The 12049-nt window shown below is 69.8% G+C and carries 11 protein-coding genes; 7 read left to right on the top strand and 4 right to left on the bottom strand.

The window, feature by feature from the left end:
• Positions 1–48 precede the first annotated feature (48 nt).
• Positions 49–1119, top strand: coding sequence for an MBL fold metallo-hydrolase (locus HWX00_RS22335; protein ID WP_034187700.1), 1071 nt, complete (start codon positions 49–51; stop codon positions 1117–1119).
• Positions 1120–1240: 121 nt separating this feature from the next.
• Positions 1241–1900 (top strand): glutathione S-transferase family protein, encoded by a 660-nt coding sequence (locus tag HWX00_RS22330; RefSeq protein ID WP_034187855.1) that lies wholly within the window; start codon positions 1241–1243, stop codon positions 1898–1900.
• A 103-nt stretch (positions 1901–2003) separates the two neighbouring features.
• Here HWX00_RS22330 and HWX00_RS22325 read toward each other — a convergent pair whose 3' ends face one another.
• Together HWX00_RS22325 and HWX00_RS22320 are read right to left on the bottom strand one after the other, a co-directional pair.
• Positions 2004–2696, bottom strand: coding sequence for a phosphatase PAP2 family protein (locus tag HWX00_RS22325; RefSeq protein WP_034187701.1), 693 nt, complete (start codon positions 2694–2696; stop codon positions 2004–2006).
• 429 nt (positions 2697–3125) lie between these two features.
• Positions 3126–4358: an MFS transporter gene (locus HWX00_RS22320; RefSeq protein WP_175029028.1), complete on the bottom strand. Its 1233-nt coding sequence runs from the start codon at positions 4356–4358 to the stop codon at positions 3126–3128.
• A gap of 101 nt (positions 4359–4459) precedes the next feature.
• On the opposite strand from HWX00_RS22320, the gene HWX00_RS22315 reads away from it, so the two are divergent.
• On the top strand, positions 4460–5443 hold the full coding sequence (locus HWX00_RS22315) for a LysR family transcriptional regulator (RefSeq protein ID WP_175029029.1): 984 nt from the start codon (positions 4460–4462) through the stop codon (positions 5441–5443).
• Positions 5444–5473: 30 nt separating this feature from the next.
• Here the strand turns inward: HWX00_RS22315 and HWX00_RS22310 are convergent, their stop codons facing one another.
• A complete protein-coding gene (locus HWX00_RS22310; protein ID WP_034187704.1) occupies positions 5474–6112 on the bottom strand; it encodes a 2-hydroxychromene-2-carboxylate isomerase in 639 nt (212 codons plus the stop codon).
• 142 nt (positions 6113–6254) lie between these two features.
• Positions 6255–6998: an IclR family transcriptional regulator gene (locus HWX00_RS22305; RefSeq protein ID WP_404823865.1), complete on the bottom strand. Its 744-nt coding sequence runs from the start codon at positions 6996–6998 to the stop codon at positions 6255–6257.
• Positions 6999–7245: 247 nt separating this feature from the next.
• Between HWX00_RS22305 and HWX00_RS22300 the strand changes: the two genes are divergently transcribed.
• From HWX00_RS22300 to HWX00_RS22285, 4 genes are all read left to right on the top strand, one after another.
• Positions 7246–8232, top strand: a complete 987-nt coding sequence (locus HWX00_RS22300) for a hydroxymethylglutaryl-CoA lyase (protein ID WP_034187706.1) — start codon at positions 7246–7248, stop codon at positions 8230–8232.
• Entirely contained in the window at positions 8229–9521 is a 1293-nt protein-coding gene (locus tag HWX00_RS22295; RefSeq protein ID WP_175029030.1) for a CaiB/BaiF CoA transferase family protein, read from the top strand. Before HWX00_RS22300 ends, HWX00_RS22295 begins: the two co-directional genes overlap by 4 nt.
• Before the next feature lie 83 nt (positions 9522–9604).
• On the top strand, positions 9605–10912 hold the full coding sequence (locus HWX00_RS22290; RefSeq protein WP_049031430.1) for an MFS transporter: 1308 nt from the start codon (positions 9605–9607) through the stop codon (positions 10910–10912).
• Between the two features lies 1 nt (position 10913).
• Positions 10914–12035, top strand: coding sequence for an amidohydrolase family protein (locus tag HWX00_RS22285; RefSeq protein WP_124608526.1), 1122 nt, complete (start codon positions 10914–10916; stop codon positions 12033–12035).
• The last annotated feature ends 14 nt before the right edge of the window (positions 12036–12049 follow it).

Genomic DNA, 12049 nt, shown 5'->3' with positions numbered 1-12049 from the left:
AGGCCCGCCCCCACCTCACCGAAGAACCGGCGACGGAGAACCCGAGCGATGATCTTCCGGCAACTTTTCGATCCGCAATCGTCGACTTACACGTATCTGCTCGCCGACCGCGCGTCGCGCGAAGCGCTGCTGATCGACCCGGTGTTCGAGCAGGTGCGCCGCGACGCGGCGCTGCTCGACGAACTCGGGCTGCGGCTCGTCGCGACCGTCGACACGCACGTGCATGCCGATCACGTGACCGGCGCGTGGCTGCTGAAACAGCGCACGGGCAGTGCGATCGCGATCTCGGCCGCGAGCGGCGCGCAGGGCGCCGACCGCTACCTGAACGACGGCGACCGCTGTGCGTTCGGCGCGCGTTACCTGACCGTGCGCGCGACGCCCGGCCACACGAGCGGCTGCATCAGCCTCGTGCTCGACGACGAATCGATGGCGTTCACCGGCGATTGCCTGCTGATCCGCGGCACCGGCCGCACCGACTTCCAGCAGGGCGACCCGCGCGCGCTGTATCGCGCGGTGCACGGCCGGCTCTTCACGCTGCCGGCCGCCTGCCTGCTCTATCCGGCGCACGACTATCGCGGGCTCACGGTGACGAGCGTCGGCGAGGAGCGGCGTTTCAATCCGCGCCTCGGCGGCGACCTCAGCGAGGACGATTTCGCGGGCTACATGCGCAACCTCGGGCTCGCGCACCCGCGCCAGATCGACGTCGCGGTGCCGGCGAACCTCCAATGCGGGGTCGCCGCGAACGCGCCCGATGCCCAGGCGGCGCCCGATTGGGCGCCCCTCGTCTATACGTTCGCCGGGTTCTGGGAAATCGATCCGCAGTGGCTCGAGGATCATCTGTCGGCCGTGCAGGTCGTCGACGTGCGCGAGCCGGACGAATTCACGGGCCCGCTCGGCCACCTGCCCGGCGCGACGCCGATTCCGCTCGGCGAACTGGCCGCACGCGCCGGCGAGATCGCGCGCGACCGGCCGGTCGTGACCGTGTGCCGGGCCGGCGGACGCTCCGCGCAGGCCACCGTGATCCTGCTGAAGGCCGGCTTCGACGCGGTCGCGAATCTCGGTGGCGGGATGCTGCGCTGGCGCGCCGAGGGGCGCGTCGTGATGGACGGCCGGTCGTAGCGATCCGAAGCCGAAAAAAATGCCGGACCGATGTCGAAACGGCCCGGCGCCGTTCGTCGTCCAGGTATCCGACCACGTGGCGCCGCACGACGCGGCGACCACCACCCAGAGAGGCCGCGCGATGATGCCGACGCTTTACGCCCATCCCTTTTCGTCCTACTGCCAGAAGGTGCTGACCGCGCTGTACGAGAACGGCACGCCGTTCGAGTATCGCCTGCTCGCGCACGACGATCCGAAGCCGATGCAGGAACTGACCGCGCTGTGGCCGCTGAAGCGCTTTCCGGTGCTGGTCGAGGCGGGCCGCACGGTGATCGAGGCGTCGATCATCATCGAGTATCTCGGCCTGAACCATCCGGGCCCCGTGCGCCTCTTGCCCGACGATCCGCACGCCGCGCTCGAGGTGCGGATGATGGATCGCTTCTTCGACAACTACGTGTCGACGCCGCAGCAGAAGGTCGTGCACGACGCGTTGCGCCGGGAAGGCGAACGCGATGCACGCGGCGTCGCCGATGCGCGCGCGATGCTCGATACGTCGTATGCGTGGCTGGACCAGAAGATGGCCGATCGCGAATGGGCGGCCGGCGATCATTTCAGCCTCGCCGATTGCGGCGCGGCGCCGTTCCTGTTCTACGCGGACTGGACGCACCGGATCGATCCGCGGTTCGCGAACGTGATCGCGTACCGCAAGCGTCTGCTCGCGCGGCCGTCGTTTGCGCGGGCGGTCGACGAGGCGCGGCCGTTTCGCGCGTTCTTCCCGCTCGGCGCGCCCGATCGCGACTGACGTATGCGGCGGGCGCGCGGCGCGCCGCTGCCGCGCAGGGCCGGCAGCGCATGCCGGGGCGACGGAACGACAGCAGCAGGGGCAGCATCGCGGCACCGGCCCGTCACATCGTCTGCGTGACCGACTGCGCGAGCGTCAGCAGTTCGTCGAACTGCGTGATCAACTCGAAGCACAGCAGGAACGCGAGCGTATAGGCCGGCGCGGGGAAGCGCCGGATCGTCTCCAGCACCTGCGGCGCGAAGCGCGACCGGATCGCGTCGCGCGTCAGCAGCCACGCGATCGCGATGCCGATCGCGGCGCCCGCGATCAGGTCGGTCGGGTAGTGGAAGCCGAGATACGCGCGCGGCAGGCAGATGAAGACGACCGAATACAGCAGCGCGACGATGCCGATGCGGCGCGCGATGATGAAGATACCGGTCGCGATCGCCATCCACAGCATCGCGTGATCGCTCGGAAACGAACTCCATGCCTGCAGCGTCGCCGCGCGCAGTCCGGCCGACGGGAAGTGCAGGTGGAGATCGGGGTTGTAGATCGGCCGCACGCGGAACGGCAGCACCTGGGCGAGCACCCGGCCGATCGCGAGCGCGACGAGCCCGCTCGCGATCGTCGCGACGACCAGCTCGCGTTGCCGGTCGCGGTTCGGGCCTGGCTGGAACCACAGCCAGCACAGCACGGGAATGAGCACGAAGCCCTTGAATGTGTACAGGCCGGCAATCACGCGAATCGCGTGATTCATCAGCGGGCCGAACGTCACGTGGGTGAGGAAGATCTGGATCGAGGTGTCGAAATCGTTCATGTTCCGGGCGACCCGGGCGGACGCGCAGCGCATGACAGGCGGCCGGCAGGATCGGAAAGCGCGCTCGCACCGGAGCGCAACGGGGGCCAGTATGTCAGCCGTTATTTCGAAGAAAATGCGAAAAAATACCGGGAATCCCCTGATAAAACGGGGTTGTGCGATGGGGTCGGATGGCAACGCACCGCGCGGTGCGGCAGGGGCGAATCGTCCGACGTTTGCGTGCAGGCGTGCACCGCTGTTGCAAAAATTAATCGGTTGAACTGGCTAATTCGTCAGGCGGATGCGGATCTTGCAGCGAATGAACGAATGCACGCGTCGGTGCGTCCGAATCTGCCGGGCCGCGCAGCATCATGCATGCGCCGATCGAAAATAAAAGAAAAGGCGGGCAAGCCCGTGGGCCTGCCCGCCTCGTCCTCGCGACGGCGGATGTCAGTTGCGACAGATCCGCACCGCGAGCGCGGCCAGCGACGTCGCGACGGCCAGCGCGGTCACGGCATTCCAGCCCAGTTGCGCGAGCAACAAACTGCCGATCGCGGCGCCGGCCGCCATCCCGATGAACATCCCGACGAACAGCACCGCGTTGAGGCGGCTGCGCGACGCGGGATCGATCCGGTAGACGATGGCCTGGTGCGCGATCAGCGTCGCCTGCACGCCGAGATCGAAGCCGATCGTCGCGAGCGCGAGCAGGACGAGCTGCGCATGCGGCGACATCAGCGGCGCGGCGGCCATCGATGCGAACGACAGCGTCGCGATGCCGATACCGATGCGCGTGACGCGCTCGGGGCCGTGGTGGTCGGCCAGGCGTCCGGCGATCGGCGCGGCCAGCGCGCCGGCGGCGCCCGCGAGGCCGAATGCGCCGGCAGCCGCGCTGCCGAGATGGAACGGCGCGCCGTGCAGCATCACCGCGAGCGTCGACCAGAATGCGCTGAAGCCGATGGCAAGCAGTCCCTGCGCGAGCGCGGCGCGACGCAGAGCCGGATGATCGCGCCACAGCGCGCCGAGCGAGGCGATCAGCGCGCGGTACGGCAGCCGCGTGGTCGGCTCGAAGCGCGGCAGCCCGCGCGCGGCCACCCAGCCGATTACCGCGACGCTGACGGCCGCGAGCGCGAACATCGCGCGCCAGCCGGCCGTTTCGGCGATGAAGCCGGCCACGACGCGCGACAGCAGGATGCCGAGCAGCAGCCCCGTCATCACCGTGCCGACGATGCGGCCGCGATGCGTGTCGTGCGCGAGCGTCGCGGCGGCCGGCACGACGTCCTGCGCCATCGTCGCGGCGAGGCCGATCGCGAAACTCGCCGCGAGCAGCAGCCCGAGAGACGGCGCGATCGCCGCGAGCAGCAGCGCGACGACCAGCGCGGCAGCCTTGATCACGATCACGCGGCGCCGGTCGAAGCGGTCGCCGAGCGGCGCGAGCAGCAGGATGCCGAGCGCATAGCCGAGTTGCGTGAGCGTCGGCACGAAGCCGATCGCGCGCGCCGATGCGCCGAGATCGGGCCCGAGCGCGCCGAGCATCGGCTGCGCGTAGTAGAGCGGGGCGACGGCGAGGCCGGCGGCGGCCGCGAGCAGCAGCACGAGCCGGCGATCGGGCATCGAATGGGCGGCCGGATGGGCCGGGGCGTGCGCCACACGGGGCGCGGCGTCGAGACGGGTCGGGGTGGACATGGTGTGCATCCTCGGTTGGATAACGGGATGGACGCGAGTGTGGCGGTACGCGGCCGGCCACGGTAGTGCCGCCTCGCGCAGATTTGTTATACGCTGCACGAATGACCGAAAAATCTTCTGCTTCTCCCGTCGCTGGCGGGTCTCAGCGCGTTCAGGCCGTGCCGGTGGACGGCGCCGGCTATCGTTTCGAGCTGATGGAAACGTTCGTGCGCATAGTCGAGGCCGGCAGCCTGTCGGCGGCCGCTGCGCAACTGCATACGACGCAGCCGACCATCAGCCGGCGGCTGCAGGCGCTCGAACGTTCGCTCGGCATGCGGCTGCTGCAACGGACGACGCATACGATGCGGCTGACCGTCGACGGCGAGCGTTGCCTCAAGCGGGCGAAGGAACTGCTGGCGAACTGGGCGGCGTTCGAGGCCGATTTGCGCGGCGCGCAGGAGGAGCCCGACGGGCTGCTGCGCGTCGCGGTGCCGCACGCGTTCGGGCAGGAACGTTTCGTCGCGCCGCTCGCGCAGTTCCTGCGCGACTACCCGCGCGTGTCGGTCGAGTGGCTGCTGCAGGACGAGGTGCGCGATTTCGTCGGCAGCGGCATCGATTGCGCGATCCAGGTCGGCGAGCCGACCGATCCCGGCGTGGTCGCGATCCGGCTGACGAAGGTGCCGCGCTTCGTGGTCGCCGCGCCGTCGGTGCTGAACGGCGCCGATCTACCGGGCGACCCCGACGCGCTGGCCGGGCTGCCGTGGCTCGCGTTGCGCACCTACTACCGCAACGAACTCGCGCTGACGCACGCGGTCACCGGCGACACGCGACGCATCGCGATCCGGCCGCGCATCACGACCGCGAACCTGTATGCGCTGCGTAGCGCGGCGCTGCTGGGCGTCGGTGCGTGTGTCGGCTCGTCATGGATGCTGGCCGGCCATCTCGCGCGCGGCGAGCTCGTGCATCTCGCGCCCGAGTGGCAGGCCGCGCCGCTGCCCGTCTATCTGACCTATCCGCACGCGCAGTTCTATCCGTCGCGGCTCGTGCGGTTCGTCGCGATGATGCGCGAGGCCGTGCCGACGCTCGTCGAAGGGCGCGAGGCATGATCGCGCAGGCGCGCGACGGCGGCCGTGCCGTCAGCCGCGCCGGATGCCTTCCGGCAGCGCGCTGATGCGGCGCACCTCGGGCGAGTCGAGCCACGCGCGCGACGTCGCGCAGTCGACGAACATGTCGGTCGCGTCCTCGCCCCAGAACAGGTCGCCGTCGAGCGCGAAGGTCGGCACGCCGAATACGCCGTCGGCGATCGCCCGATCGGTGTTCGCGCGCAGCGCGTCCTTGACCGGCTGTGCCTCGACGGCCGTCACGCCTTCCGGAAAGCCGACGGCTTCGCATAGCGCCGCGAAGCCGTCGGGCGTCGATACGTCGTGGCCGTCGCGCCAGATGTGCCGGAAGATCCGCCGGATCGCGTCGCGCGAACTGCCCATCGCGATCGCGAGGCGCAGCGGCCTGATCGGGTTGAACGGGTGCGCGGGCGGCATCCGGAACGCGATGCCGAGCTTGTCCGCGCGATATTGCGCGTGACGATAGGTGAAGACGCGTTTGGCCGCGATCTCGGCCGGCGCTTTCTGGCCCCAGTGCGTGAGCAGCGCGCCGAGCACGATCGGCCGCGGCTCGAACGCGGCGGCCGGCGGCAACCGGTCGAACTGTTCCTGCTGCAGATAGGCGAACGGCGAAACGAAATCGAAATACCAGGCGGCGGGGCGTGCGGCGCTCATCGCGATTGTCTCCTCGTGCGGGTCCGGTTGGCGGTTATACGCCCGGTGTGCATGCGGGTGGCACACCGGGCGTGCATCGTCGGCCAGTGTCGCATGCGGCGGCCCGTCGTGCCGTCGCATCGCCGCTGTCGTGCGCAATCGCCTACGACCGTGCAGCGTCGTCGGCCGACGACGCGAGCCGGGCGAGGCTGTCGCGCACGGCGGCCGCGTCGTAGCGCGTGCCCGCGCCGCCGAGCGCGACGGTCGCCTTCTGCGCGAGCGGCAGCAGCATGGCGAGCGCCGCGGCCATCGCCGGCGCGGCGGCGAGCCGCGATTTCGGGCCCGACACCGTCAGCGCGCCGACGCATTCGCCGGCCGCGCCGAACACGGGCACGGATGCCGATGCCGTCTCGGGGTCGCGCTCGCCGTACGACGCGGCCCACAGCTGTTCGCGCACGTCGTCCCAGCGGGCGTCGTGGGTGTCGGTGAAGGCCAGCAGCACCTTCCCGGACGCGCCCTGGCGAACCGGAAATTCCTCGCCGACGCGAATCGACACGCGCACGGCGCGGGCCGGTTCGACGCGATAGAGCACCGAACGCATGTCGCCCTGGCGCACGTAGAACGAAGCCGTTTCGCCGAGTTCGCGGCTCAGCGCCTCGAGCAGCGGCTCGATCACCGGGCCGACGCGGAACGAACGCTGGTACAGCGCGGCGAGCCGCAGCGGCTCGTGCCCGATCGCGTACTGGCCGTCGTCGAGCTTGCGCATGAAGCCGCCGTGTTCGAGCGCCGCGAGCAGGCGCAGGATCGTGCTCTTGTATAGCCCGGTGCGGCGCGACAGCTCGGCGAGCGACAGCCGGTCGTCGGTCTGGCCGAACGCACGGAGGATCGCGAACGCGCGATCGAGCACGGCGACGCCGCTGGATGCTTCTTCGGCCGCCGGATCGGACGTGTCGCTGGTATGACCTGCTTGATGCGTGGGCACTGACTGCTTCCTTCGAATGATGGTCGGCCCACTATATCGTTCTGTCTGACAGAACTCAAGTTCCATAAAATCGCGATTTCACGGGTATACCCCGCTTACCGCTCGTTCGCTGCCCGCCTAAAGTTCTGTCAAACAGAATGATGTTCTTTCAGATAGAACGATGAGGTGTCGAATGAGCGTTTCCGAATATCCGAAGGTGCTGGTCAGCGAGGTCGGTCCGCGCGATGGGCTGCAGAGCATCAAGGCCGTGATGCCGACGGCCGGCAAGCTGCGCTGGATCACCGCGCTGGCCGCGGCCGGCCTGCGCGAGATCGAGGTGGGGTCGTTCGTGCCGGCCCGGCTGTTGCCGCAGATGGCCGACGTGCGCGAAGTCGTCGCGCATGCGCGGGCGATTCCGGGGCTGCACGTCGCCGCGCTCGCGCCGAACCTGCGCGGTGCCGAAGGGGCATTCGACGCGGGCGTGCACAAGCTGACGCTGCCGGTCTCGGTCACGGAAGCGCATTCGCTGGCGAACATCCGCAAGACGCCCGCGCAGATGATCGACGAAGTGCGCGCGATCGTCGCGCTGCGCGATGCGCGGTATCCGTCGGTGCAGATCGAGGCCGGCGTGTCGGTCGCGTTCGGCTGCACGATCGCGGGCGCCGTCAGCGACGACGAGACGATCGCGATGGCCGCCGCGATGGCCGAATGCGGTGTCGACGAAATCGGCTTGTCCGATACCAGCGGTTATGCGAATCCGGCCCAGGTGCGCCGGCTGTTCACGCGGCTGCGCCGTGAAGTCGGCGACAAGGCGGGCGGCGCGCATTTCCACAACACGCGCGGGCAGGGGCTGGCGAACGTCGTCGCGGCGCTCGACGCGGGCGTGACGACGATCGACGCGAGCCAGGGCGGCCTCGGCGGGTGCCCGTATGCGCCCGGCGCGACCGGCAACATCGTGACCGAGGATCTCGTGTTCCTGCTCGAAGCGATGGGATACGACACGGGGGTCGACGTCGACGCGCTGCTCGCCGCGCGCGCGATCCTGCATGCGGCGTTGCCCGCCGAGGCGCTGTACGGCCACGTGCCCGATGCGGGCTTGCCGAAGGGTTTCCGCTATGCGGACGGGCGTGTCCCGTCGGCCGCGCAACCGGAAGGATGCCTGGCGGGAGTCGCGCAATGAACGAACGCCAACCGGCCTCGGCGCTGCCGTACGCAGGCGTGCGCGTGATCGAGATGACGCACATGGTGATGGGCCCGACCTGCGGGATGCTGCTCGCGGATCTCGGCGCGGAAGTGATCAAGATCGAGCCGATCGCGGGCGACGGCACGCGGGCGCTGCGCGGTTCCGGCGCGGGCTTCTTCGGGATGTTCAACCGCAACAAGAAAAGTCTCGCGGTCGACGTGAAGGATCCGCGCGGGCTGGAGATCGTGCTGCGGCTCGTCGCCACGGCGGACGTGTTCAGCGAGAACTTCAAGAGCGGCACGCTGGACCGCCTCGGCCTCGGCTATCCGTCGCTGCACGCGCTGAATCCGCGCCTCGTGTACGTGTCGCACAAGGGCTTCCTGCCGGGCCCGTACGAGCATCGCACCGCGCTCGACGAGGTCGTGCAGATGATGGGCGGCCTCGCCTACATGACGGGCCCCGAAGGGCGGCCGCTGCGCGCGGGTGCGAGCGTGAACGACATCATGGGCGGCATGTTCGGCGCGATCGGCGCGATGGCCGCGCTCGCGCAGCGCGAGCGCACGGGCCGCGGCCAGCAGGTGCAGAGCGCGCTGTTCGAGAACAACGTGTTTCTGGTCGCGCAGCACATGATGCAGTTCGCGGTGACGGGGCAGGCCGCGTCGCCGATGCCGAGCCGCATTTCCGCGTGGGCCGTCTATGACGTGTTCTCCGTCAAGGACAACGAACAGATTTTTCTCGCGGTCGTGTCGGACACGCAATGGGCGCTGTTCTGCGATGCATTCGGCCTGGCCGCGCTGAAGGACGATCCGCGCCTCGCGACCAACAACATGCGCGTCCAGGCGCGCGAATGGCTGCTGCCCGCGTTGCGTGCGCGGCTGGCGTCGTACTCGGCCGCCGAGATCGGCGCGATCTTCGAGTCGACCGGTCTGCCGTACGCGCCGATCACGAAGCCGCAGGACCTGTTCGACGATCCGCATCTGCGCGCCACGGGCGGCCTCGAAGCCGTGACGCTGCCGGCCGACGCGAGCAGCGCCGGGCGGCCGGTGGACACGCGCACCGCGCTGCTGCCGCTCACGCTCGCGGGCGAGCGCCTGCGGCTGCGCTCGGCGCCGCCCGCGATCGGCCAGGACACGCATGCGCTGCTCGGCGAGCTCGGCTACACGCCCGACGACGCGCGTGCGCTGATCGACGCCGGCGTCGTCGCGGGCCGGGGCGGCGCGGACGACGCGGCGCACGGCGACGGGCCGGGCGGCGCGCCTTCGCCGACTGAAGTGGCGAGCGCGTAGCGCGGCCGCGATCCCCCGAACGAACACAGGCAGCCCGGCCGCGCCATGCGCGGACGAGGACCGCCGTATCCATGGAGACGAACATGACATCCGCTTCCCCGGCGCTCGCCGCCGACCGCGAGACCGACACGTCGGCCGAGCAGCGCGCCGTGCGCAAGGCCGCATGGCGCTTCATCCCGCTGCTCGCGCTCGCGTACTTCTTCAACTACCTGGATCGCACGAGCGTCGGGTTCGCGGCGCTCACGATGAACCGCGATCTCGGGCTGACCGCGACGCAGTTCGGCTGGGGCGCGGGGATCATGTTCGCGGGCTACTGCGCGTTCGAGGTGCCGAGCAATCTCGCGCTGTACCGCTTCGGCGCGCGCCGCTGGCTCGCCCGCATCATGATCACGTGGGGGCTGATGGCGGCCGCGACCGCGCTCGCGACCGGGCCGACGAGTTTCTACGCGATCCGGCTGCTGCTCGGCATCGGGGAAGCCGGCTTCTTTCCGGGCGTGATCTTCTTTCTCGCCGTGTGGTTTCCGGCGAGCTACCGCACGCGCGTGCTGGCGTGGTTCACCGTGTCGACGCCGCTGTCGTCGCTGATCGGCGGCCCGCTGTCGACGTGGCTGCTGCAGCTCGACGGCGTGCTCGGGCTCGCCGGCTGGAAATGGATGTTCATCGTCGAAGGGCTGCCGGCGTGCGCGCTCGGTTTCCTCGTCCTGAAGCTGCTGTCCGATTCGCCGGCGCATGCCGCGTGGCTGTCGGACGACGAGCGCGCGGCGCTGCAGCGCGCGTTCGAGCGCGAAGGCGCGGCGGCCGGCCGCAAGAAGGGCTTCGGCGTCGCGTTGCGCGACGTGCGCGTGTACGTGCTGGCGCTGATCTCGTTCGGCTTCACGATGGGCTCGTACGGGATCGGCATCTGGCTGCCGCAGATGCTGAAGGCGCACGGCATGTCGACAATGCAGACGGGCTGGCTGTCCGCGGTGCCGTACTGCTTCGCGACGGTCGCGCTGCTGTGGTGGGCGAAGCGGGTGGACCGTCGCGGCGGCCCGGTCGCGAACCTGGCCGTGGGGCTGTGCATCGGCGCGGTGGCGCTGGGCGTGTCGACGCATTTCCTGACGCTCGGGCCGGCGCTCGTCGGCATCACGTTCGCGTTGATCGGCACGATTGCCGGCCGCACGATCTTCTACACGCTGCCGTCGCGCTTCCTGTCCGGCCAGGCGGCGGCCGGCGGGCTGGCGCTGATCAACTCGATCGGCGCGCTCGGCGGCTTCGCGGGCCCCTATCTCGTCGGCTACCTGAAGGACAGCTTCGGCACGTTCACGGCCGGCATGCTCGGCCTCGCGATCGTGCTGGCGATCACGACGCTGCTCACGCTGTCGCTGTACGCGTTCGACCGGAGCGAATGACATGGATACGATTTCGATCAAGCGACGCCGGTTGCTCGGCGCGGCCGCGGCCTCGTTCGCGCTGCCCGCATGCGCCGACACGCCGGCCCACGATGGAGCTTCCCGCATGACGACGCAAGGCAACTATCTCGCGGTCCGCCCCGACTGGCTCGCGTCGGCGCTCGAACCCGCGCTCGAGCCGGACCTTCCGATCGTCGACGCGCATCATCACTTCTACGAACGGCCGGGCTGGATCTACATGCTCGACGACTATCTGCAGGACGCGCGCTCGGGCCACCACATCCAGGCGTCCGTCTACATGCAGGCGCAGACGCGCTATCGCGATTCGGGGCCGGCCGAACTGAAGCCGGTGGGCGAGACGGCCTACGTGGCCGGCGTGACCGAGCCGCTGCAGCACGGCCCGGTGGCCGTCGCCAAAGGTATCGTCGGCCATGCGGACCTGCGGCTCGGCGCACGCGTGCGCGACGTCCTGGAAGCGCATCTCGAAGCCGGACGCGGCCGGTTCCGCGGCGTTCGGCACCTGACCACGTGGGATGCCGATCCGACGCTCGCGAATCCGCTGTCGGCGGTGCCGCGCGGGCTGCTGCTCGATCCCGCGTACCGGGCCGGCGTCGCGCAGCTCGCGCCGCTCGGGCTGTCGTACGACGCGTGGCTGTTCTTTCCGCAACTCCCCGAACTGTTCGATCTCGCGAAGGCAAACCCCGACACGCGGATCGTCGTCAATCACTGCGGCGGCGTCGTGCGGATCGCCAGCTATGCGGACAAGCGGCCGGAGGTGTTCGAGCGCTGGTCGGCGTCGATGCGTGCGCTCGCGCAACTGCCGAACGTTTACGTGAAGGTCGGCGGCCTCGGGATGCGCATCAACGGGTTCGATTTCGAGAAGGGCGCGACGCCGCCGTCTTCCGTGCAGCTCGCCGACGCGTGGAAGCCGTGGATGATGACCTGCATCGACGCATTCGGTCCTGGCCGCTGCATGTTCGAGAGCAATTTCCCGGTCGACAAGGGCTCGTATTCGTTCGTCAACGGCTGGAACGCGTTCAAGCGGCTGACCGCGCAGGCCAGCCGGGACGAGCGCGACGCGCTGTTCCGCGGCACGGTCACGCGCGCCTACCGGCTCGGCTGACGCGCGTGCGCGGC

It is taken from the genome of Burkholderia seminalis DSM 23518 (assembly GCF_902832885.1).
Classification (GTDB): domain Bacteria; phylum Pseudomonadota; class Gammaproteobacteria; order Burkholderiales; family Burkholderiaceae; genus Burkholderia; species Burkholderia seminalis.
This window is presented reverse-complemented; position numbering and strand designations above follow the sequence as displayed.

Coding starts and splice junctions, on each gene's coding strand:
- HWX00_RS22335 (WP_034187700.1), top strand. CDS start 49: ATGATCTTCCGGCAACTTTTCGATCCGCAATCGTCGACTTACACGTAT.
- HWX00_RS22330 (WP_034187855.1), top strand. CDS start 1,241: ATGATGCCGACGCTTTACGCCCATCCCTTTTCGTCCTACTGCCAGAAG.
- HWX00_RS22325 (WP_034187701.1), bottom strand. CDS start 2,696: ATGAACGATTTCGACACCTCGATCCAGATCTTCCTCACCCACGTGACG.
- HWX00_RS22320 (WP_175029028.1), bottom strand. CDS start 4,358: ATGTCCACCCCGACCCGTCTCGACGCCGCGCCCCGTGTGGCGCACGCC.
- HWX00_RS22315 (WP_175029029.1), top strand. CDS start 4,460: ATGACCGAAAAATCTTCTGCTTCTCCCGTCGCTGGCGGGTCTCAGCGC.
- HWX00_RS22310 (WP_034187704.1), bottom strand. CDS start 6,112: ATGAGCGCCGCACGCCCCGCCGCCTGGTATTTCGATTTCGTTTCGCCG.
- HWX00_RS22300 (WP_034187706.1), top strand. CDS start 7,246: ATGAGCGTTTCCGAATATCCGAAGGTGCTGGTCAGCGAGGTCGGTCCG.
- HWX00_RS22295 (WP_175029030.1), top strand. CDS start 8,229: ATGAACGAACGCCAACCGGCCTCGGCGCTGCCGTACGCAGGCGTGCGC.
- HWX00_RS22290 (WP_049031430.1), top strand. CDS start 9,605: ATGACATCCGCTTCCCCGGCGCTCGCCGCCGACCGCGAGACCGACACG.
- HWX00_RS22285 (WP_124608526.1), top strand. CDS start 10,914: ATGGATACGATTTCGATCAAGCGACGCCGGTTGCTCGGCGCGGCCGCG.